Here is a 21,313-nt window from a genome sequence, read left to right on the forward strand (position 1 = left end):
GGACATGCCGTCCTCCGATCTCCCGGGGCCGGCCGATCCGGCCCTCAGGGTATCGGGTTCCCATATTCATCCGTACATGTGCGGATGAATGTGGGAGGTGTTCGGATAAAGTTGATAATCAAGGGTTCGCGTCGAAGTGCCAAAGAAGTAAAAATTTCTCTAGCACACGACGGAAATCTTTGTTACTATAGTCGAGCTAACGGGTTGTGGCTCAGTTTGGTAGAGCACTGCGTTCGGGACGCAGGGGTCGCTGGTTCAAATCCAGTCAACCCGACCAGAGCATGAGGAGGGACCGCTTCTTGCGGTCCCTTTTTTTAGCTATTGTTGTGATACCGCGATACCCGCGGTATACTCATTCGAGCTTGTCTCGCTGTATTGTGGAGGTCTACATGTTTGGACTGAGGGCTCCTGAGCTCATCATTATTCTCGTCGTTGTCCTGATTATCTTCGGGCCCAAGAACCTGCCGAAGCTCGGCAAGTCCCTCGGCTCTACCGTCAAGAATATCCGCGAGGGTATGGAGGGCGACGATAAGGCCGAGACCAAACAGGCCGAGGAGGTCGTGGTCGAGCAGTCCGAGGAGGACAAGGAGATCGCTGAGCTCGAGGCCAAGCTCGCTGCTGCCAAGAAGAAGCAGGCAGAGGACAGCGACGCGGACGCAGAGTAGTCCCATCCCTTTGGGGTGAGCACCTGACCGGCTTGCCCGCAGGCTAGCCGGTCTTTTTCGTTTTGTTGACAGTTGATTGTTTGATCAGAGTTGGGGAGATATCCGTATGGACGCAAGCCAGATCGTACTGACCGCTGAGGGCCGCCAGAAGCTCGTCGAGGAGCTCGCTTGGCGTGAGGGCGATTACGCCAAGGAGATCGTCGAGGACATCAAGGAAGCCCGCGCGTTCGGCGACCTTTCGGAGAACTCCGAGTATGACGCCGCCAAGGACAAGCAGGCCCAGAACGCCGCTCGTATTGCCGAGATCCAGGCCATCCTCGCCAACGCTCAGGTTGCTGCCACCGCGGGCGATCTGACCGTCTCCATCGGTTCCACCGTTTCTCTGATTGATCCCAACGGTGAGGTCATGGAAGTCACGCTCGTCGGTACCACCGAGACCAACTCGCTCGAGCACAAGATTTCCAACGAGTCTCCGGTCGGTCACGCCATCATCGGTCACGGCGAGGGCGACTCCGTCGAGGTCGTTACGCCTTCCGGCAAGACTCGCGTCTACACCATCGCCAAGATCGCACGCTAGACCACGGTCCCGCGTAAAGGTATGTTTTCGCTCCCTGGGACCGAATCCTGGGGAGCGTTTTAGTTTGAGGAGCTAACTTATGGCAGAGAACCAGAACGCCGCCGATCAGGCATCGACGCTCAACGACGAGCGCGCCACCCGCCTGGCCAAGCGCGCCGCCCTGTTCGAGGCGGGCCAGAACCCCTATCCCGAGCACTCTGAGCTTGAGGACTACGTCGCCGATATCGAGACTAAGTACGCCGAGCTTGCCGATGGCGAGGACACCGAGGACGTCGTGAAGATCGCCGGCCGCGTGGTCGCCAAGCGCGGTCAGGGCAAGATCATGTTCATCGTCGTGCGCGATGCGACTGCCGAGATTCAGCTGTTCTGCCGCATCAACGACATGGACGAGGCTGCCTGGAGTACGCTCAAGGCCCTCGACCTGGGCGACATCCTGGGTGTGACCGGCGTGGTCGTGCGCACCCAGCGTGGCCAGCTTTCCGTTGCCCCTAAGAGCGCGACCCTGCTTGCCAAGGCCGTTCGTCCGCTGCCCGAGAAGTTCCACGGTCTTTCCGACAAGGAGACCCGCTATCGCCAGCGCTATGTCGACCTGATCGCCAACGACGACGTTCGCGAGACCTTCCGTAAGCGTTCGCAGATTCTCTCCACCTTCCGCCGCTTTATGGAGTCCGACGGCTACATGGAGGTTGAGACCCCTATCCTGCAGACCATCCAGGGTGGTGCCACGGCCAAGCCGTTCATCACGCACTTTAACGCGCTCGATCAGGAGTGCTACCTGCGTATTGCCACCGAGCTTCACCTCAAGCGCTGCATCGTCGGTGGTTTTGAGCGCGTGTTCGAGATCGGCCGCATCTTCCGTAACGAGGGCATGGACCTTACCCACAACCCCGAGTTCACCACGATGGAGGCCTACCGTGCCTTCTCCGACCTCGAGGGCATGAAGGCGCTCGCCCAGGGCGTCATCAAGGCTGCGAACAAGGCCATCGGCAACCCCGAGGTCATCGAGTACCAGGGCCAGACCATCGACCTTTCTGGTGAGTGGGCCAGCCGTCCCATGACCGACATCGTCTCCGACGTGCTCGGCAAGCAGGTCACCATCGATACGCCGGTCGAGGAGCTTGCTGCCGCTGCGCGCGAGAAGGGCCTGGAGATTAAGCCCGAGTGGACCGCCGGCAAGATTATCGCCGAGATCTACGATGAGCTGGGCGAGGACACCATCGTCAACCCCACGTTCGTGTGCGATTACCCCATCGAGGTCAGCCCGCTTGCCAAGCGCTTTGAGGACGACCCGCGCCTGACGCACCGCTTTGAGCTGGTTATTGCCGGTCACGAGTACGCCAACGCGTTCTCCGAGCTCAACGACCCGGTCGACCAGGCTGAGCGCTTTGCTGCCCAGATGGCCGAGAAGGCCGGCGGCGACGATGAGGCCATGGAGTATGACGAAGACTACGTGCGCGCCCTCGAGTACGGTATGCCTCCCGCGGGCGGCATCGGCATCGGTATCGACCGCGTGGTCATGCTGCTCACCAACCAGGCTTCCATCCGCGACGTGCTGCTGTTCCCGCACATGAAGCCCGAGAAGGGTTTCCAGTCCGGTGCCGCTGCTGCCAAGGCTGCCGAGGCCGGCAACGCCGCGAGCCCGTTCGTTAAGTCGCTCAAGCCCACGGTTGATTATTCCAAGATTGCCGTTGAGCCGCTGTTTGAGGAGTTCGTCGACTTTGATACCTTCTCCAAGAGCGACTTCCGCGCCGTGAAGGTCAAGGCATGCGAGGCCGTCAAGAAGTCCAAGAAGCTGCTGAACTTTACGCTCGACGACGGCACCGGCACCGACCGTACCATCCTCTCCGGCATTCATGGCTACTATGAGCCCGAGGACCTGGTCGGTAAGACGCTGCTCGCCATCACCAACCTGCCTCCGCGCAAGATGATGGGTATTCCCAGCTGCGGCATGCTGATCAGCGCTGTCCACGAGGAGGAGGGCGAGGAGCGCCTCAACCTGATCCAGCTCGACGCTTCCATCCCCGCCGGCGCAAAGATGTACTAACTAGTTACGCGGTTCTACGAACCGCGTAACGGCTCGACGCTGCGCGGGCCGCATTTGGACAATCTGACGTTCAACTTCAAGGGCGCGACCAGAAGGTCAGCGCCCTTTCGTTTCACGTCACCTTGTCTCAAATGCGACCCGCTCGCTGACTTATGCTCAACCTATGGTGGCATCTCGTTTCAAAGCACCTTGCTCGCTCTGGCGGGCTTTCGCTGTCGTTGCCAGGGCATCGACGTTGCCTTGGCTGTCAATAGTCATTGGGGACGTTCTTAAACGACTACCCAACGGCTATTGCGCGCATGGCTCGCATGACAGTCGTCTCTTTTATGTTTCCTTTAGCCGTCGCTGCCTAGGATGGGGGTTAGTCGGTAGGAAGGGAGCGTCTATATGGACGACGCGAGCGAGCGTGCAATCGAAGAGGACATGCTCGATCAGTTCAATTACTTTGACGATGAGGATGAGGAGCTAATCGATCGTCGCGAGCCGGCATCGCTTGACTCATTTGATCTGGTCGATGAAGAGACTGATGAGGTTGAGGACGAATCAATGGAGTCCCCACAGTCTTCGCGCCTTGACTCGCTGCTTTCGAGAGCCCCCATGCACCACGGTGTTCGTGCCGGCGCACTCCATATGAAAACTGACTGGCACCAGATCGTGACGGCAGGCGATGAGCTTGCCGTCGATGCGCCGCTCACCGATAAGTCATCCATCATCTGCCGCACCGGTATGCTTATGCTCGCGAGCGGAACGGGTGCCTGGCGTGTACGCGATACCATGAATCGCGTCGCCGCCGTACTCGGTGTCACCGTCCACGTTGACTTAAGTCTTCTGTCGTTTGAGTGCACCTGCATCGAAGATGGCCACTGCTTTAACGAGGTTGTCAGCCTGCCCACAACGGGAGTCAATACCCATCGCATTTGGATGATGGAGAGCTTCCTAAAGGAAATCGAGACGTATGGGCGCCGGTTTACCGTGCACGAATACCACGAGATGCTCAAGACCGTTGAGAGTTCAAAACCCGATTACTCTCCCTGGCAACAGGGCCTTGCGGCAGCTTGTGCTTGCGGCGCCTTCGTCTTTTTGCTCGGCGGCGGCCCTATCGAGATGGCCTGCGCATTCGTAGGCGCTGGTGTTGGCAACTTTGCTCGCTCTCATATTCTCAAGCAGGGTCTTGGCCAGTTTAGCGCGCTGACGATTGGCGTTGCGCTCGCTTGCGTTTCGTATCTGCTGGCATTGCTCGGCCTTGGCCAGGTCGTACCGGGGGCAATGTCGCACCAAGAAGGCTATATCGGCGCGATGCTCTTTGTCATCCCCGGCTTCCCCCTCATTACGGCAGGCCTCGACATCGCAAAGCTCGATATGCGAAGCGGCATCGAGCGTCTATCGTATGCTGTGTCAATTATTGTGATGGCGACCCTCGTAGGCTGGATGGTTGCCGAATGTGTGGGGCTGGCGCCGGATGACTTCGCCCCGCTCGGCCTCTCACCGTTGGCTCTTACGCTCTTGCGCATACTGATGAGCTTTATCGGTGTATTTGGCTTCTCGGTGATGTTCAACAGCCCGGTAAAGATGGCCGCGGCAGCTGGGCTGATCGGCGCCGTGTCCAATACCTTGCGTCTGACCCTTGTCGATGCGCCGGCGCTGTTTCCCTTCCTGGGCCTGAGCTTAGGTATGCCTCCCGAGGCAGCAGCGTTTATCGGTGCGCTGGTATCGGGCCTGCTCGCGAGCTTAGCCGAAATCAAGCTCACCTACCCACGTATCGCCCTCACGGTGCCATCGATTGTCATTATGGTGCCGGGCTTGTATCTGTATCGCTCGATGTATTACATGTGCACCTTCGACACGGTCAATATGCTCGGCTGGTTTGTGCGTGCAGTGCTCATCGTGGCGTTTTTGCCCGTTGGCCTGGGTGTGGCGCGTACGCTCACCGACCCTCGCTGGCGCCACACCAGCTAATTGGTGCAAATGAAACTGATCCGCAAAACATGAACGTGGATAATCTCCCGTTTTTGGCCTGTTTACGGGCTCAAAACGGGAGATTATCCACGCTCGTGGAATGGGTGTCCGAAAATCCACGCTCGTTGGGCCGATGCAGACGCACCTGGCAATTCCTTTTTTGTAGACGTTGCCGTATGGCTGCATGCGGGAAAGGTCCCAACGGTTAACATATACTCCATATGGGTAAAGAGACCAAAGCGCTGCCGCGGGGCGGCGCTTTGCGTTTGAAAAAACTAGCTCGTCTAAGAGGAACTAGCATGTTAGACCGTTTTACCGATCGCGCGCGCAAGGTCATGTCCATGGCCAAGCAAGAGGCGCTCGATCTTCATTCAAATAAGGTGGGTACCGAGCACCTGCTGCTCGCGCTTGCCAAGGAGGACGAGGGCATTGCCGCCGAGGCACTGCGTTCGCTCGACATCTCCTACGATGACATCATGGATACTCTCAAAGAGGTCCAGACCACGGTTCCCGAGCCCAGTGAGGAGACCGAGGCGGCCAAGCTCGCCTTTACGCCGCTCGTCATTAGCGTGATGGAGCGTTCATTCCGCGTGGCGCGTGAGAACAACCAGACCTACGTGTCGACCGAGCACTTGCTGATCGGCATCGTCGAAGAGGGCAACGGCATGGCCATGGACATCCTCATGCGCTTGGGTGTGTCGTCCGCCTCCATCAAAAAGGCTATCGAGAAACTCACCGCCAAGGACCAGGACAAGAAGCGTCCGCTCGCCGGCGCCGGTGCTGGTCGTCCCGGTGCGGGCCTGCCGTTCTTTAGCGGCTCGGATGCCTCTCAGCAAAAGGGGAGTGGCACCGATACGCTTAAGCAGTTCGCGACCAACCTCACGCAGAAGGCGCGCGACGGCGAGCTCGACCCTGTAATTGGTCGCGAAAAGGAAGTCCAGCGTATGATGGAAATTCTTTCGCGCCGCACCAAGAACAACCCACTTATCCTGGGCGACCCCGGCGTGGGCAAGACGGCCATCGTCGAGGGCCTGGCACGGCAGATCGCTGCCGGCAATGTGCCCGAGAACCTTATGAACCAGAACATCTGGACGCTTGACCTGCCGGGTCTTGTCGCGGGCGCCAAGTATCGCGGTGAGTTTGAGGAGCGCCTCAAGAACGTGATCCAGGAGGCGACCGAGGCCGACGACGTCATTCTGTTTATCGACGAGATGCACACCATCATCGGTGCCGGTTCTGCCGAGGGATCCATCGATGCAAGCTCCATGCTCAAGCCCGTGCTCGCGCGTGGTGCCTTCCAGATTATCGGCGCCACCACGGCCGAGGAATTCCGCAAGTACCTCACCAAGGACCCAGCCTTCGAGCGTCGCTTCCAGACCATCGATGTCGAGGAGCCGAGCGTCGAGGACACGGTCAAGATCCTGACTGCGCTCAAGCCGCGCTACGAGGAGCACCACCACGTGCGTTACACGCAGGGTGCCATCGAGGCCGCTGCGAACCTCTCCAACCGCTACATTCAGGATCGCTTCCTGCCCGATAAGGCCATCGACCTCATTGACGAGGCCGGTGCCCGTGCTCGCATCGCCGCGAATCGCGCACCCGAGCCGGTGCGCGAGGCCGAGCATCGCATCGAGGAACTCAAGGCTGCCGCACAGGAGGCTACCGAGAGCGACGACATGAACAAGGCCGCCGAGATCACCGAGCAGCAGAAGGCCGCCGAGATTGAACTCGCCGAAGCCAAGGCCGCCTGGACCGCCGAGCTCGACGCCAGCCCGCTCACCATCGACGTGAGTCAGATTGCCGACATCGTGTCCGTGACCTCGGGCGTGCCGGTTTCCTCGCTCACCGAGAGCGAGAGCCGTCGCCTGCTGCAGACCGAAAGCGTGCTCAAGACCCGCATTATCGGCCAGGACGAGGCTGTCGAGGCCGTCGCCAAGGCCGTGCGCCGCAGCCGCTCGCCGCTCAAGGACCCGCGTCGCCCCGGCGGCAGCTTTATCTTCCTGGGTCCCACCGGCACAGGCAAGACCGAGCTCGCCAAGACGCTCGCTGAGTACCTCTTTGGCAGCAAGGACGCGCTCATCAGCTTCGACATGTCGGAGTTCGGCAGCGAGTTCGAGGTCTCCAAGCTTATCGGTAGCCCTCCGGGTTACGTGGGTCACGACGAGGGCGGTCAGCTTACCAAGGCCGTTCGTCGTCACCCGTATTCGGTCGTGCTGTTCGACGAGATCGAGAAGGCGCACCCCGACATCTTCAACATCCTGCTGCAGGTGCTGGAGGAGGGCCGCCTGACTGATAGCCAGGGCAAGACGGTCGACTTCCGCAATACCGTGATCATCATGACGTCCAACGTGGGCGCCCGCGAGATTGCGCAGGATGCGAGCGTGGGCTTTGGCACCACCGGCGAGCAGGGTCTCACGTCGAGTGAGATCCGCGGCCGCGCGATGGGCGAGCTCAAGCGCCTGTTCCGCCCCGAGCTGCTCAACCGCATCGACGACATCGTGGTGTTCCAGAAGCTCTCGGGCGAGAACCTGACCAAGATCGCTCACCTGCTGGTGGACGATCTGCGCCAGCGCCTGATTGCCAACGGCATGAACATCAAGCTCACCGATGCGGCCTATGACAAGATCGTGGCCGAGGGCACCGACCTCACCAACGGTGCGCGTCCGCTGCGCCGTGCTATTCAAAAGCTCATCGAGGACCCGCTGTCCGAGGAGCTTCTGGCCGGCGAGTGGGGTGAGGGCGATACCGTCCTGTGCGACGTGGCCGATGGCAAGTTTGTCTTTAGCCATGGCACGGGCGAGATCCCGGCACCGCGTCCGGCGGGCACGCTCGGTGGCGATACCGCCCCGGCGGCACCGCACACCGGCAACGCCGCGCCCGTGAGCGGCGGCGTGACCTCGGGCCCCGGCGGTATGATGCAAGCCGGCTCTGGTGCGCTGTAGGGATTAAACATACCTTGTATAACGGGGGCGTTTCCGATAAGGAAGCGCCCCCATTTCTATTGAAATGCGCTTCAATCTGCCGTGCTATACTAAAATCGAGATATAGTATAGCAAAGGAGCCGATATGCCTACGTCAATACTCGACACGCGGCCAGTTCAGATGAACGTGCGTATAGATCGCCAGCTCAAAGAGGCGGGAGACGCCGTCCTGACTCATATTGGCATGACGCCGTCACAAGCCGTTCGGACACTTTGGGAGTATCTGGTCGTTAACGGACGCATGCCCTCGAAGGGAGACGCGGCGGCTCCGGTTTCTGACGGAGTGGAGCCCCAGCGCATGGAGTCAAGGGCCGCGCAAGGCAGCCATATCGTTCGCGATTCGTGCCTCAAATACGGCATCCCCATCCCTGAGTTCTCGGGAGACTATGACGACCTCTATGAGGAGGCCATGGCGGAGCGCTATCCCGAATGGGTGGAACTATGAGCACAGAAGGCGTCCTCAAGCTGTTAATCGATACCAACGTATGGATGGATTATTTTTCTGGCAGGTCCGACCGTACGGCAAATGTCGTCCATCTGATCGAGATTGCCGACGCCTCGGAGCGGATTGCCCTGTTTGCCTCGTCGCTTTCGGTCAAAGACGTTTCATATCTTGTCTCGGCGGCAATCAAGCAGGAGTGCCGAAGAAAGACTGGCTCACTGAGCGATAACGCCATTGCGGCGGCAGGCGAAACGGCTTGGGCATGCGTTCGACAGATGCGCGAGCTAGCCCTCATCGCCCCGGTCGGTGCAGACGAGGTCTTCGACTCCTTTGTGTTCAAGTACCACCACAATGACTTTGAGGACGACCTGATGCTGGGCGTCGCCAATCGCATTGATGCCGATTACGTCGTGACGGGGGATAAAGACCTTATCAAACATACCAATGGCGTATGCATTGACGTTTACCAAGCTCTGAAATTGGTCGGAGAGGGCAAAGGATCCTCGGCATGATACATCTGACCTGCTTTATCTTGATAAAGTGGCGTTTCCCCGCCGTTAGCCGATGATGCAAGGGCGCTCGGCGTTTTCGACTGGTTTATGCACGCAAAGTCTGGGAATATACAAGTCGCATGTCTTACTGTCTAACCAGTTGCGCCAAGGAGGCACCATGGATTACAAGATCACCGGCTACGAGCCCGCCCAACTGTTCCATTTCTTTGAGGAGGTCAGCGCGATCCCCCGTGGGTCTGGCAACGAGAAGGGCATCAGCGATTTCCTGGTTGCGTTTGCTAAGGAGCGCGGCCTCGATGTGTACCAGGACGAGGTCTACAACGTCATCATTCGCAAGCCCGCTTCTGCCGGCGCCGAGAATGCTCCGACCGTGATGCTGCAGGGCCACATCGATATGGTGTGCGACAAGTTGGGCTCTGTTGAGCACGACTTTACGACCGACGGTATCGACCTGGTCGTCAAGGACGGCGTCCTCACCGCTAACGGCACCACTCTGGGCGCCGACAACGGTATCGCCGTCGCGCTTATGCTCACTGTTCTCGATGACGATTCGATCGTTCACCCCGCCCTCGAGTGCGTATTCACCACCGACGAGGAGACTGGCCTGGTCGGCGCCGAGACGCTCGACAAGTCCCAGATTAGCGCCCGCACCATGATTAACCTTGACTCCGAGGAAGAGGGCGTTGCCACCGTCAGCTGCGCCGGCGGCGTCGTCGTTACCTACACCTGCCCCATCGCGCGCGAGCACAAGACCGGTAGCACCCTCACGCTCGACATCTCCGGCCTGCTGGGCGGCCACTCCGGCAGCGATATCCACCTGGAGCGCGGCAACGGCAACCTCATCATGGCCCGCATCATCGACCGCCTGATGGTTGCCGGCGAGCCCGCCATCGTGAGCTTTAACGGCGGCACCAAGGACAACGCCATCAACCGTGAGTGCAAGGCTGTTCTGGTCTATGCCGACCACGCTGCCGCCGAGGCCGCGGCCCAGATCGCAAAGGACATCATCGCCGACGTCACTGCCGAGCTCGAGGTCTTCGACCCCGGCTTTACCTGCACCGTCGAGATTGCCGACGACGCCGAGGTCGAGGCCATGGACCAGAAGTCCGCGCTTGCCCTCATCCGCGCCCTGCGTCTTGCCCCTAACGGCGTGATTCGCCGCAACGTCGCCACCGACGGCTCCGTCGAGGTTTCCTCCAACATCGGTGTGGTTGCCACCTCTGACGACGAGGTTAAGATCATGCTTTCCCCGCGCTCCTCGATCACCTCGCTGCAGAACGAGTTCAAGGATCGTTTGCAGACGCTTGCCGATGTCCTGGGCTTCGACGCCAAGTTTGAGTTCGAGTATCCCGGCTGGAGCTATGCCGAGCATTCGCCGGTCCGCGACGTCTTTGTCGAGAGCTATCGCGAGCTCTTTGGCTCCGAGCTGCGCATCGAGTCCATTCACGCCGGCCTTGAGTGCGGCCTGTTTGCCGAGGCCCTGCACGGCCTGGATGCCATCGCCGTGGGCCCGACGCTCTCCGATGTCCACACCCCGGACGAGAGCATGGAGCTCGCTTCTGCCGAGCGCTTCTACGAGCTGCTCATCGACGTGCTCAAGCGCCTCGCCGCGTAAAGGTTGCGCTAGCAGCAGTCCGAGCCACGTGCTAGCGGATTGCAAATGACATTACGAGAGGGGGTACCCGGTCTTTTGCGACAGGTGTCCCCTCTCTTCTTTTAAGAAATGGGAAATTGATTGGCGTCTAGCCCATATCCGCCCTGATGAGGTCGAGGGTTCGCTGGCAGTTTTCGCGGACGGGGCCGAGCATATGATCGCGCAGGTCCGCCATGCCGGGCAGGTCGGCGTATTCGTCCATGACCTCTTCCATGCAAATGGGTACCTCGTAGGCGAGGTCCATCATGGTCGCAAAGCAAAACTTCTCGGATAGCCCGGCATCGGTGAGCGCCGTCTCCAGCGCGGGGTCGCCCATACCGTGGTATCGGCGGATAGCACCTGGACCGATGCGCCCCACACGATTTTCGCCGCCAACGCTCATAGCAAGGCGTGCCCGACGTCGCATGCTCTCATACGCCAAGCCCGATGCGACATCGTACATGGGTGCGAGTGCCGCGTTTGTGCCTTTGCCTAGGATGAGCGAGTAGTTTTTAGCGTGTGCGTCAGGCGCTCCGATAATGGCGTTATAGAACAACATATAGGTAAAAAGCACAAGATTCATGTGGTGGGGGACTGTGTTAATCAGTCGTTCTTGGATGTCTCGTGTAGTCGGTCCTCCGTCGGCGGTGTATTTCTGGCTTGGCAATACACCGAGCGCCTGGCAAAAGTCCTCCTGATGCAGCCTTTCGATACTTCCGCTGTTATTGACCATTCTGTCGTACCGTTCAATGACGAGTGCGGCTTCGTCTTCAAATGTGCAATAGGAGACGTTGGCAGTTGGAATGCCAACACGCTGAGCCGTTTTCATGCAGACGAATTCGTTTAAGGCCTGATGTTTGAACCCAACGACACCATTTTTGAAGATATGGGTAGTGGGGGACGACCCTAGACATTCGCACCATTGGCCGTCATGCCAGGCTAGTGCAAATTTGCCTTGGTTGCCGCCCAGGGACCAGCTTTCGTTGGAGCCCATCCATGTTTCACTTTCGTCATCGCGAATTGCTTTGAGTCTGCGAGCAATTTGAGAATTGGTAAGCGGGCGGTATGTCGAGATTCTGCTGTAGGCAGCATCTAATTGATCGATTTGACAAAACTGAACGGCGCCCGCGCAGTCAAGACCGATATGACGCAAGAGGGCGACAGGGTTATTGGAAGCAACGTCATACTCGGCGGCAATAGCGCGCCGCTGCTCTTGACTGTCAGGCAAAAGGCCAAATAAGAACGGGCGGACGATGCTATGACTATACGTGCGATTGGAAAGCGGCATTGTAAGCGATAGCGGTGCCCCGCAATAGGTTGGAGCGTACGCAAAGCTGCAGAGTCCTTGCTTGTCTTGTCGGAGTGTGCCGGCGATTTCGCCACAAATGAGGGTCGTAAGTTCCATCACTGCCATTTATTTCACAACCTTACACCCAAAGGAGAGATTCGAAGTGCTGGAAAGGCCTTGCTCGGCTGCGATTTGGGCCAGCAAGGCACCGTAGGAGGATGGCGTTCCTTGTCGAGGAGGCCGTCTGCCTACGTTTGGCTTTGGCAGGGTATTTGAGCTTGCGATAGGGAGGTCTGCTGCCGTCGTTGGTTGTTCGGTGTGTGATGCGATGGAGTCGTTATTGATTTGCACAAAGAGACCTATGCCGAGTGCGTTAAAGACGGTCAGCAACTTGTCGAGTCGAATGCCGGTGGCGTCTCCTAGCTCGAGCGATGCGAGCAGACGCTCCGAAACACCGGCCTTTTTGGCGAGGGCGGCACGGGTGAGACCCTGAGCCTCGCGTGCCTGGCGCACGTAGATGCCAGCTTGGCGGGGTGTGGTGATGGGGAAGGTATCCACGGCGATCTCCGAACGTGCAGACTTTTGCATATCAGTATGACATGCAAAAGTCTGCATGAAAAGGACTCATGCAAAACTCTGCATGAGGCCTTGTGCTGGCGTTGAGTTTTGAGCGATTGTGTTTGGCACTACAGCGCCAAAATCCCCAGATGCTCAAGCAAGATCTTAAGCCCGATGAGGGTGAGCGCAACGCCGCCGACGATGGTGGCGGGTTTTTCGTAGCGCGCGCCAAAGGTGTGGCCGATCGCTACGCCGGCGACGGAGAAGATAAACGTTGTGACGCCGATAAGCGATACAGCGGGAACGATATCGACCGAGAGCGCCGCAAACGAGATGCCTACGGCTAGGGCGTCGATTGAGGTGGCGATGGCGAGGATCAGGTACTCGCCCAGGTCAACCGTCTCGGCATTCTTGTTGTCGCCCTCATCCTCGTCTTCGGTAAAGGCTTCCCACAGCATCTTGCCGCCGATGGAGGCCAACAGAATAAAGGCAATCCAATGGTCGATGGGGCCGATGATGCCCATAAACTGACTGCCGAGCGCCCATCCGATTACGGGCATGCCGGCCTGAAAGCCGCCAAAGAACAGGCCGAGCACAACGGCGACTTTAAGGTTGATCTTTTTCATGCCAAGGCCCTTGCAGATGGAAACGGCAAAGGCGTCCATCGAAAGGCCAACGGCGAGCAACACGAGCTCTGCGAGTCCCATAGTCTGGCTCCCTCTCTGCGGGCGAACCCGATTACACGACTACTCCCTCATTTATATGAGACCCGATGCTACCACATGAGCAGTCAAAAGAGCCCCGTCCCAAATGAGCTGCCTAAGCGGTGTTCGCTCATTCTGTAAGCATCGGATTTCGCGAGCGCCGCGGGGACAAACCGTGAGAAACTATTTAGCGTTTATGGAGCGTATGCGATGGGAGCGATGCCTTGGATAAGAACGAGCTGCAAAAGCGTATGGAACAGGCCATCCGCCTGACGGCACCTGGTCAGCCGATCCGCACCGCCCTCGACATGATCATCGCCGGTCATCTGGGTGCCCTTATCTGCGTCGGCGACACCGAAAACGTGCTCGCTGCCGGTAACGACGGCTTCCCACTCAACATTTCGTTCACCTCGAACCGCCTGTTCGAGCTCTCCAAGATGGACGGTGCCATCGTTATCGATGGCGACCTCACCCAGATTCTGCGCGCCAACTTCCACCTCAATCCCGATCCCTCGCTCGCCACGAGTGAGACGGGCATGCGTCACCGTACTGCCGCTCGCATGTCGGTGCTCACCGATGCCATCGTGATCTCGGTCTCGGCCCGTCGTGCCGTCGTCAACGTGTACGTCCACGGCAAGAGTTACGAGATCCAGCCCGTCACCACCATCATGAGCTCGGTCAACCAGCTCGTCGCCACGCTTCAGACCACCCGTCAGTCGCTCGACCGCTCCTTGCTGCGCCTGACGGCCCTTGAGCTCGACGACTACGTCACGCTCGCCGACATCACCGGCATCTTCTCGAGCTTCGAGATCATGCAGCAGGCAAAAACCGAGCTTAAGGATTGCATCGTCAAGCTGGGTAATCAGGGCAAGCTCGTGCAGATGCAGCTCGAGCAGCTCGCGGGCTCCAGCATGGATACCGAATACGACCTGATGATCCGTGACTACGCAAGCGATTCCTCTGAGGCCAACGCCGAGAAGATCCGCGCCAACCTAAGCCGTATGACACCTAAGGACCTGTCCGACCCACAGCATGTGGCGGCGGTTCTGGGCTACGACGACCTGGACGAGGACTCCGTCATGACGCCGCTGGGCCTGCGCACGCTTTCGCGCGTGTCCGTCGTGCGCGACGGCGTGGCCGAGAAGATCGTCGACGAGTATGGATCGCTGCAGGAGCTCATGGATGACATCAGCGAGGATCCGGAGCGCTTGGGCGACTTTGGCGTCAACAACCCTGCCATTCTTGCGGACTCGCTGTACCGCATGAAGGGCACCAAACAGGGGAACGCATAATGGCGCCCGTATGCGCCGTGGTCGTTGCCGGTGGCAGCGGCCAGCGCTTTGGTAACCCCGGTGGCAAGCAGCTCGTCAATGTAGCGGGTCGTCCGCTTATGAGCTGGTCCATCCGCGCATTTGACCGTAGCAATAAGGTCGGCCACATCGTCGTGGTTTGCCCTGCCGAGCGTCGTGCCGAGATGCGCCGCCTGGCCATCAGCCCGTATTCGTATAGCACGCCCATCAGCTTTGCCGATGCCGGCGAGACCCGCCAGGATTCCACCCGCGCCGGCGTGCACGCGGTGCCGGCGGGCTTTGAATACGTCGCCATCCACGACGGCGCCCGTCCGCTCATCACGACCGAGGCCATCGATCATGCGATCGACGTGCTCGTGAGCGACCGCGCCCTCGACGGTGTCGTGTGCGGCCAGCCTGCCATCGACACACTCAAGATTGTCGACGGCGACAACATCGTCGAGACGCCGCCGCGCGAGCTTTACTGGGCCGCGCAGACGCCGCAGATCTTTAGCGTCGACGCCATGAGGCGTGCCCATGCCACGGCGATTGCCGAGGGCTTTATCGGTACGGACGATTCGTCGCTGGTCGAGCGCATGGGTGGGCGCGTCCGCTGCGTCCAGAGCCCGCGCGATAACCTTAAGGTGACGGTGCCCGAGGACCTGCGTCCCGTAACCGCGATTCTGCTCGGTCGCATGGCCGAGGGAGAGGACCTTCCCCATGTTCAGTAACCTGCGCATTGGACACGGCTACGACGTTCACCGTCTGGTGGAGGGGCGTCGATGTATCATCGGCGGTGTCGACATTCCCTACGAGCGCGGCCTGCTGGGCCACTCGGATGCCGATGTGCTCGCGCACGCCTTGGCCGACGCCATTCTGGGCGCCTGCCGCGGGGGAGACATTGGCAAGCTATTCCCCGACACCGATCCCGCCTATGAGGGCGCCGACTCGATGGTGCTGCTCGCTCGCGTGATGGACTATGCACGCGAGCTGGGCTTTGAGTTTGTCGATGCCGACTGCACCATTGCCTGCCAGCAGCCCAAGATCACCCCGCATCGCGATGCCATGCGCGCCAACCTGGCCCATGCCCTGGGCGTCGACGTCGAAAACGTGGGCGTCGCCGCCACTACGACCGAAAAGCTCGGTTGGGAAGGTCAAGGCGAGGGAATTGGCGCCTGGGCCGTCTGCCTGTTACAGAAAACCGTTAAGGAGTAACGAATGCGTATCTACAACAGCGCTACCCATAAAAAGGAAGAGTTCCAGCCCATCGAGTCCGGCAAGGTCCGCATGTACGTGTGCGGCCCCACGGTCTACGACAACATCCACATCGGCAATGCCCGCACGTTCATCAGCTTTGACGTGATTCGTCGTTGGCTCATCGCGAGCGGCTACGAGGTCACGTTCGCCCAGAACCTCACCGATGTCGACGACAAGATCATCAAGCGCGCCAACGAGCAGGGCCGTACGGCTGCCGAGGTCGCGACGGAGTTCTCCGACAAGTTCATCGGCGTCATGCGTGCCGCCAACGTGCTCGATCCCGATGTGCGCCCCCGCGCCACCAAAGAGATCGGCCCCATGATCGCCATGATCAAGACGCTCATCGAGCAGGGCCACGCCTACGCCGCCGATAACGGCGACGTGTACTTTGCCGTGCGCAGCGATTCCAACTATGGTCAGGTCTCGGGCCGCAACATCGACGACCTTATGGTTGGCGCGCGCATCGAGGAGAACGAGGACAAGAACGACCCGCTCGACTTTGCCCTGTGGAAGGCCGCTAAGCCCGGCGAGCCCAGCTGGCCGAGCCCCTGGGGCGAGGGCCGTCCCGGTTGGCACACCGAGTGCGCCGCCATGGTGCATCGCTACCTGGGCACCCCGATCGACATCCACGGCGGCGGCTCCGACCTTGCCTTCCCGCATCACGAGAACGAGTGCGCCCAGGCCACCTGCGCCTGGCACCAGGGCTTCTCCAACACCTGGATGCACACGGGCATGCTGCTGGTAGACGGCGAGAAAATGTCCAAGTCGCTCGGCAACTTCTTTACGCTGGCCGAGGTCCTCGAGCAGCACTCTGCCGCGGCCCTGCGCCTGCTGATGCTGCAGACGAGCTATCGCTCGCCGCTCGACTTTTCGTGGGAGCGCCTGGAGGGTGCCGAGAACTCGCTCACGCGTATCGCCGGTACGGTCGAGAACCTGCGCTGGGCCGCGAACCATGCGACGGCCGAGGCCGATGAGGCAGCATCCGAGGCGTTTGCCGCCAAGGCCGCCGAGACCCGTGCCACCTTTAAGGAGTGCATGGACGACGACTTTAACACCGCCGGTGCCATGGGTGCCGTCTTTGGCTTTGTGACCGAGTGCAACCAGTACCTGGAGCAGGCGGGCGACGCTGCCGACAAGGCCGCCGCGCTTGCCGCCGCCGATACGCTGGTCGAGCTGCTCGATACGTTTGGCGTTGAGCTTCCCGAGCCCAAAGTCGAGCTGCCGCTTGGCCTGCTGGGCGTTGCCGCCGGTTTGGTTGCCTACATTGGTGACGACGTGGATGAGGCCGCTGCCAAGATTCTCGAGGCTCGCGCCGATGCCCGTGCCGCCAAGAACTGGGATCTGGCAGACGCCATCCGCGACCAGCTCAAGGACTTGGGTCTGACGATTGAAGATACGGCCGCCGGCACTCGTATTAAGACTCTCTAATCCCTGCGGGTTTTCCAAGCACCCGACCGCCCGAGCCACGGCACCTTGCCTTTCAATCGTCGGGCATGACCTCAAGGTCTATGCCCTTCTCTTTCAAGGCAATCTGCCGCACCTCGGGCGGTCGGTCTATTTGTTTCGTTTGATAGTTGTATTTAGGAGGTCGCTTTATGGCCGACAATCGCAAGTGTGCGCCTCGTGGTGGCAAACAGGCTGCTTCTGGCTCGCGCCCGATTCGCCGCAATGACCGCGCTGCCGCTTCCAAGGACCAGCGCGAGCGCTCCCAAGCCCAGGCTGCGCGTTCGCAGCGAGATCGCAACCGCGACAACATTCAGGTCCCCAAGGGCGAGTTTATCGAAGGTCGTCGTGCTGCCGCCGAGGCGCTGCGCACTGGTTTTCCCATCAAGTGCGCGCTCATCGCCGAGGGCGGGGAGCGCGATGCCGCCTTGTCGCGCCTGGTCGATGACCTCAACGCCGCGGGTGCCCGCATTAAGTATGTGCCGCGCGCGCAGCTCGATGCGCTGTCGAGCCATGGCGCTCACCAGGGCATTGCGCTCGAGGTGGGCAACTTCCCTTACGCCGATGTCGCCGACATCCTCGACCGCGCAGGCGAGGGCCCGGCGCTTGTCGTGGTGCTCGACCATGTGACCGACGACGGTAACTTTGGCGCCATCGTGCGCTCTGCCGAGGTTGTGGGCGCAGCGGGCGTCATCATCGCCAACAAGCGTGCCGCCGGCGTGACCGTGGGCAGCTACAAGACCTCCGCCGGCGCCGTCATGCATCTGCCTATCGCGCAGGTGCCCAATATCGCCCGTGCGCTCGATGTCCTCAAGGCCGCCGGCTTTTGGGTGGGTGGCGCTTCCGAGCATGCCGAGGGCAGCTGCTGGGATGCTCCCTTCGAGGGCCGCGTGGCGCTCGTCATGGGCTCCGAGGGCGACGGCATCTCGCGTCTGGTGCTCGAGAAATGTGACTTTTTGACCAAGCTTCCCCAGCGCGGCATGACCGAGAGTCTCAACGTGGCCCAGGCGACCACCGCGCTGTGCTTTGAGTGGCTGCGCCGCAATGCCGGCGAGCTCATGGGGGAGGAGTAGCGCATGTCCAAGAAGAACCGCGCCAAGTCCAAGGCCAAGCGCTTTGGCGAAGGCTCGGCCAAGCCGATTGTTTCGGCCGCGACCTATGGCGTGGGCGGCAATGCGTTTGCGCAGGCCATCGCCGACCCGGTCTCGACGGTGCACTCCAATAAGCCCGAGCTGCTGGTGGTCGACGGCTACAACGTGATCCACTGCACGCCGCGCTACGAAAAGCTCGTCTACGACCATTCCGATGATCCGTATTCCAGCGACGTTCACGATATGGCGCGCACGGCACTCATCAACGATGTTGCCGCGTTTGCCCAGGGCCGCTACGAGGCCGTAATCGTGTTTGACGGCGCGGGCAATATCTCCAGCGAGCGCCCCAACCTGCCCGCCCGCGGCGTGCGCATCGAGTTTTCGCCGACGGGCGTGTCGGCCGACACCGTGGTGCAGAAGCTCTGCATCGAGGCGCGCGAGGAAGGCCGCGCGTGCTCCGTGGTGTCGAGCGACGGCACGATCCAGGCCGTCGTCATGGGTAAGGGCGTTACGCGCATCTCGAGCCGCATGCTGGTGGACGAGATCAAACAGATCGACAACGACGTGCACGAGGCCGAGGAAGCCCCGCAGATCAAGATGACCCTGGGCAGCCGCCTGAGCCCCGATGCCCTGGCCAAGCTCAAGGCCCTTCGCGGGAGGTAGGGGATTATCCATAGAGACCCGTTTCCCAATTGGCCGGTCCGTTGCCGTCGCCAAAACGAATAGTTTTTGGTTTTGGCGAACAGATAAAATTATTCGTTCTGGCGAATAGTTTTGAGATGTGGTCGGTCGAAGGGTCTGTTGCGCCTCGTCCGCAATTCCTTTATTCTTAACTGGCTTCGCGCGAAAGCGCCAAGTGTGCCAGTGTGGCGCAACGGTAGCGCAACTGATTTGTAATCAGTGGGTTGCGGGTTCGATTCCTGTCACTGGCTCCATGAGAGTTTCGGGCTCTGTCTCTATATGGGACAGAGCCCGTTTCTATTTAGGTGGTGCGCCATCGGGTTAGCGCCCATCCCGTTTTTGGTTTGTCTCGTCTTCCAGTTTGTCTAAATCTGTAACACCAAGACCGATATTCGGCATCTAACTGTTACAGATTGAGATGAAACTTAGGGTGTTTTAGGAATATCTTGATCTGTAACATGTAGAAGCGGAATAGGCCTCTTGCTGTTACAGATCGAGACAAGGGCGGGCGCGGATCTGGATGTCCTGCTCGAGCGTGGATTTCTGGATACGCGAGCGAAGAAAATCTCCCGACCGGAGAACGAGCGTGGATAATTAACTTGGATAGGGAGCTAAGGTAAACACCGATTGTCTATCGGCGGCTTTAGAAACAACGACCCCGATTTCATTGTGGAATCGGGGTCGTTTGTGCCTCAGGAATCCGAATGGATTAATCGAGCTCCTAAGGAACTTCTTGGGTTCTTGCTAATGGTCTGCCGAGGATGTCCCCAATGCAAACAGCGGGCATCTACTCAATATAGCTGGGGTTCTTCTTGATGATCACGCGTGCAGCGATGAAGGAGACGACGATGGCGATGATGGCGACAACGCATGCCAGCACGAAGTTACCCATGGACCCATCGGGAGCGATAAAGATGAGTGCCGAAAGAAGGCCGGGGCATGCTCCCGCAACATACTCTTTCAGAACAAAGATGCCTGCAGGGAGTCCAGCGCAGAGCGCGCCGATTGCCGTGCCGACAAGCAGGCGGGGACGCTCGATGAGGCAACCGTAGAACGCGGGCTCGGTTACGCCACAGAGTGCGGTGACGGCAACCGTGGTGACCATACCCCTCTTCTCTTTGTTTCCCTTCATGGCAGTTGCCAGGGCGAGGCTCGTGCCGCCAATGCAGAGGTTCGAGATGAATCCAAAGATAATGGGTGCCCAACCGAGCTGCGCCAGGCTCGTAACTTCGATTGCGATGTAAGCCTTATCGAGACCGAGCATGACGAAATAGGGGTTAAGGGCTGCCAGGATCGGAGTAGCGATAAATGCCACGTTGTCCATAAGCCACGTGACGGCATCGCTCAGCGCGTAGCCCATCATGCTGCCGGCGGGGCCAAGGATAATAAGCTCGACGGGCACGACGATGATCATGGTGAGCAGCGGCTTCAAGAACAGTTTGGTAACGTCGGGAATGATCTTCTGAAGGCCGCGGTCGACAAAGTACATGAATACAACGCCCAGTACGATGGGCACTACCGTACTCGAATAGTCGTTCGTCGGGATGGGAATACCAAGAAAGTCGAGACCCTCGGCACCGCTAATGGACGAGCTGATCATGATCGCGCCCAGCAATGCGCCCATGATGGGCTGCATCTTCATGACGGCCGCGAGCTGATAACCAAGATAAACGGGTAAGAAGCTAAACGAAGCGCTAAAGATCGCCAACAGGACCTGGGCGGTTCCGCTATCGGTGCTCAATCCGCAATAATTGACCAGGAGATTCTTGATCGAAAGAATGAGTCCGCCAACGATGAGCGCCGGGACGATGGGCATGAATACCTGTGCAGAGACGTTCCCGAATTTCTCAATCAAGCCCATGGCGGTGTTACCGCTTTTAATGCCTTCTGCAAGGTCTTTGGCGGTTTGGGCATCGTCGGCAACCGTGCCACCGCCGACTTCGATTCCCGCGAAGTCGAGGAAGTCGTTGTAAGCCTCGGTGACGTTGGGGCCGATGATCACCTGAAGCTGGCCACCGCTGACTACTGCCCCGAGCGCCTGATCGGCCGATTTGGCGAGCTGGAGATCGATGATCGAGGTGTCTCGTGCGTCGATGCGAAGACGCGTCGCACAATGAGTTACCGATGTAATGTTCTCTTTGCCGCCAACAGCCTTTAGGACTGTTTCGGACATTGCCTGATATTTCATCTCT

At 59.6% G+C, this 21,313-nt stretch carries 18 protein-coding genes and 2 tRNA genes; 16 read left to right on the forward strand and 4 right to left on the reverse strand.

Features of this window, described 5'->3' with window-relative positions; all coding sequences use genetic code 11:
- Nucleotides 1–200 precede the first annotated feature (200 nt).
- From DW913_RS09230 to DW913_RS09270, 9 genes are all read left to right on the forward strand, one after another.
- Nucleotides 201–277: transfer RNA gene (locus DW913_RS09230), tRNA-Pro, on the forward strand.
- Between the two features lie 112 nt (nt 278–389).
- Nucleotides 390–665, forward strand: coding sequence for a twin-arginine translocase TatA/TatE family subunit (tatA, locus tag DW913_RS09235; protein ID WP_022094895.1), 276 nt, complete (start codon nt 390–392; stop codon nt 663–665).
- A 106-nt stretch (nt 666–771) separates the two neighbouring features.
- A complete protein-coding gene (greA, locus tag DW913_RS09240; RefSeq protein ID WP_117798305.1) occupies nt 772–1,242 on the forward strand; it encodes a transcription elongation factor GreA in 471 nt (156 codons plus the stop codon).
- 79 nt (nt 1,243–1,321) lie between these two features.
- The gene (gene lysS, locus DW913_RS09245) at nt 1,322–3,286 is read left to right on the forward strand and encodes a lysine--tRNA ligase (RefSeq protein WP_117798306.1); all 1,965 of its coding nucleotides are present in this window, start codon (nt 1,322–1,324) and stop codon (nt 3,284–3,286) included.
- 387 nt (nt 3,287–3,673) lie between these two features.
- Nucleotides 3,674–5,242 (forward strand): threonine/serine exporter ThrE family protein, encoded by a 1,569-nt coding sequence (locus DW913_RS09250; RefSeq protein WP_199580822.1) that lies wholly within the window; start codon nt 3,674–3,676, stop codon nt 5,240–5,242.
- Between the two features lie 299 nt (nt 5,243–5,541).
- The gene (locus tag DW913_RS09255) at nt 5,542–8,184 is read left to right on the forward strand and encodes an ATP-dependent Clp protease ATP-binding subunit (RefSeq protein WP_117583115.1); all 2,643 of its coding nucleotides are present in this window, start codon (nt 5,542–5,544) and stop codon (nt 8,182–8,184) included.
- A 124-nt stretch (nt 8,185–8,308) separates the two neighbouring features.
- Entirely contained in the window at nt 8,309–8,668 is a 360-nt protein-coding gene (locus DW913_RS09260) for a type II toxin-antitoxin system RelB/DinJ family antitoxin (protein WP_117758657.1), read from the forward strand.
- Nucleotides 8,665–9,177: a PIN domain-containing protein gene (locus tag DW913_RS09265; RefSeq protein ID WP_158566233.1), complete on the forward strand. Its 513-nt coding sequence runs from the start codon at nt 8,665–8,667 to the stop codon at nt 9,175–9,177. Before DW913_RS09260 ends, DW913_RS09265 begins: the two co-directional genes overlap by 4 nt.
- A 157-nt stretch (nt 9,178–9,334) precedes the next feature.
- Nucleotides 9,335–10,792 carry an aminoacyl-histidine dipeptidase gene (locus tag DW913_RS09270; RefSeq protein ID WP_117635966.1) on the forward strand — a complete coding sequence of 486 codons (1,458 nt, stop codon included), beginning with the start codon at nt 9,335–9,337 and terminating at the stop codon, nt 10,790–10,792.
- Between the two features lie 127 nt (nt 10,793–10,919).
- Here the strand turns inward: DW913_RS09270 and DW913_RS09275 are convergent, their stop codons facing one another.
- The 3 genes from DW913_RS09275 to DW913_RS09285 all read right to left on the reverse strand — a co-directional run bounded on the left by DW913_RS09275 (nt 10,920) and on the right by DW913_RS09285 (nt 13,363).
- The gene (locus DW913_RS09275) at nt 10,920–12,224 is read right to left on the reverse strand and encodes a type II toxin-antitoxin system HipA family toxin (RefSeq protein WP_117798308.1); all 1,305 of its coding nucleotides are present in this window, start codon (nt 12,222–12,224) and stop codon (nt 10,920–10,922) included.
- Nucleotides 12,225–12,656: a helix-turn-helix domain-containing protein gene (locus DW913_RS09280; protein WP_199580824.1), complete on the reverse strand. Its 432-nt coding sequence runs from the start codon at nt 12,654–12,656 to the stop codon at nt 12,225–12,227.
- A 128-nt stretch (nt 12,657–12,784) separates the two neighbouring features.
- The gene (locus tag DW913_RS09285; protein WP_117798310.1) at nt 12,785–13,363 is read right to left on the reverse strand and encodes a manganese efflux pump MntP family protein; all 579 of its coding nucleotides are present in this window, start codon (nt 13,361–13,363) and stop codon (nt 12,785–12,787) included.
- A gap of 248 nt (nt 13,364–13,611) precedes the next feature.
- Between DW913_RS09285 and disA the strand changes: the two genes are divergently transcribed.
- The 7 genes from disA to DW913_RS09320 all read left to right on the forward strand — a co-directional run bounded on the left by disA (nt 13,612) and on the right by DW913_RS09320 (nt 19,375).
- The gene (gene disA / locus DW913_RS09290; protein WP_369831362.1) at nt 13,612–14,652 is read left to right on the forward strand and encodes a DNA integrity scanning diadenylate cyclase DisA; all 1,041 of its coding nucleotides are present in this window, start codon (nt 13,612–13,614) and stop codon (nt 14,650–14,652) included.
- Nucleotides 14,652–15,380 carry a 2-C-methyl-D-erythritol 4-phosphate cytidylyltransferase gene (ispD, locus tag DW913_RS09295; protein WP_117798311.1) on the forward strand — a complete coding sequence of 243 codons (729 nt, stop codon included), beginning with the start codon at nt 14,652–14,654 and terminating at the stop codon, nt 15,378–15,380. Before disA ends, ispD begins: the two co-directional genes overlap by 1 nt.
- Complete coding sequence (gene ispF, locus DW913_RS09300; RefSeq protein ID WP_006234975.1) at nt 15,370–15,864, forward strand: 2-C-methyl-D-erythritol 2,4-cyclodiphosphate synthase; 495 nt, start codon at nt 15,370–15,372, stop codon at nt 15,862–15,864. The genes ispD and ispF overlap by 11 nt, the downstream gene beginning before the upstream one ends.
- 3 nt (nt 15,865–15,867) lie before the next feature.
- Nucleotides 15,868–17,334, forward strand: a complete 1,467-nt coding sequence (gene cysS, locus DW913_RS09305) for a cysteine--tRNA ligase (RefSeq protein ID WP_117798312.1) — start codon at nt 15,868–15,870, stop codon at nt 17,332–17,334.
- 167 nt (nt 17,335–17,501) lie between these two features.
- On the forward strand, nt 17,502–18,422 hold the full coding sequence (gene rlmB / locus DW913_RS09310) for a 23S rRNA (guanosine(2251)-2'-O)-methyltransferase RlmB (protein WP_117798313.1): 921 nt from the start codon (nt 17,502–17,504) through the stop codon (nt 18,420–18,422).
- Nucleotides 18,423–18,425: 3 nt separating this feature from the next.
- On the forward strand, nt 18,426–19,103 hold the full coding sequence (locus DW913_RS09315; RefSeq protein WP_006234978.1) for an NYN domain-containing protein: 678 nt from the start codon (nt 18,426–18,428) through the stop codon (nt 19,101–19,103).
- 197 nt (nt 19,104–19,300) lie between these two features.
- Nucleotides 19,301–19,375 (forward strand) — tRNA-Thr (locus DW913_RS09320).
- A 533-nt stretch (nt 19,376–19,908) separates the two neighbouring features.
- Here the strand turns inward: DW913_RS09320 and DW913_RS09325 are convergent.
- A complete protein-coding gene (locus tag DW913_RS09325; protein ID WP_117646058.1) occupies nt 19,909–21,309 on the reverse strand; it encodes a PTS transporter subunit EIIC in 1,401 nt (466 codons plus the stop codon).
- Between the last annotated feature and the right edge of the window lie 4 nt (nt 21,310–21,313).

Origin of the sequence: Collinsella sp. AM42-18AC (assembly GCF_003467965.1) — a bacterium.
Lineage (GTDB): Bacteria > Actinomycetota > Coriobacteriia > Coriobacteriales > Coriobacteriaceae > Collinsella.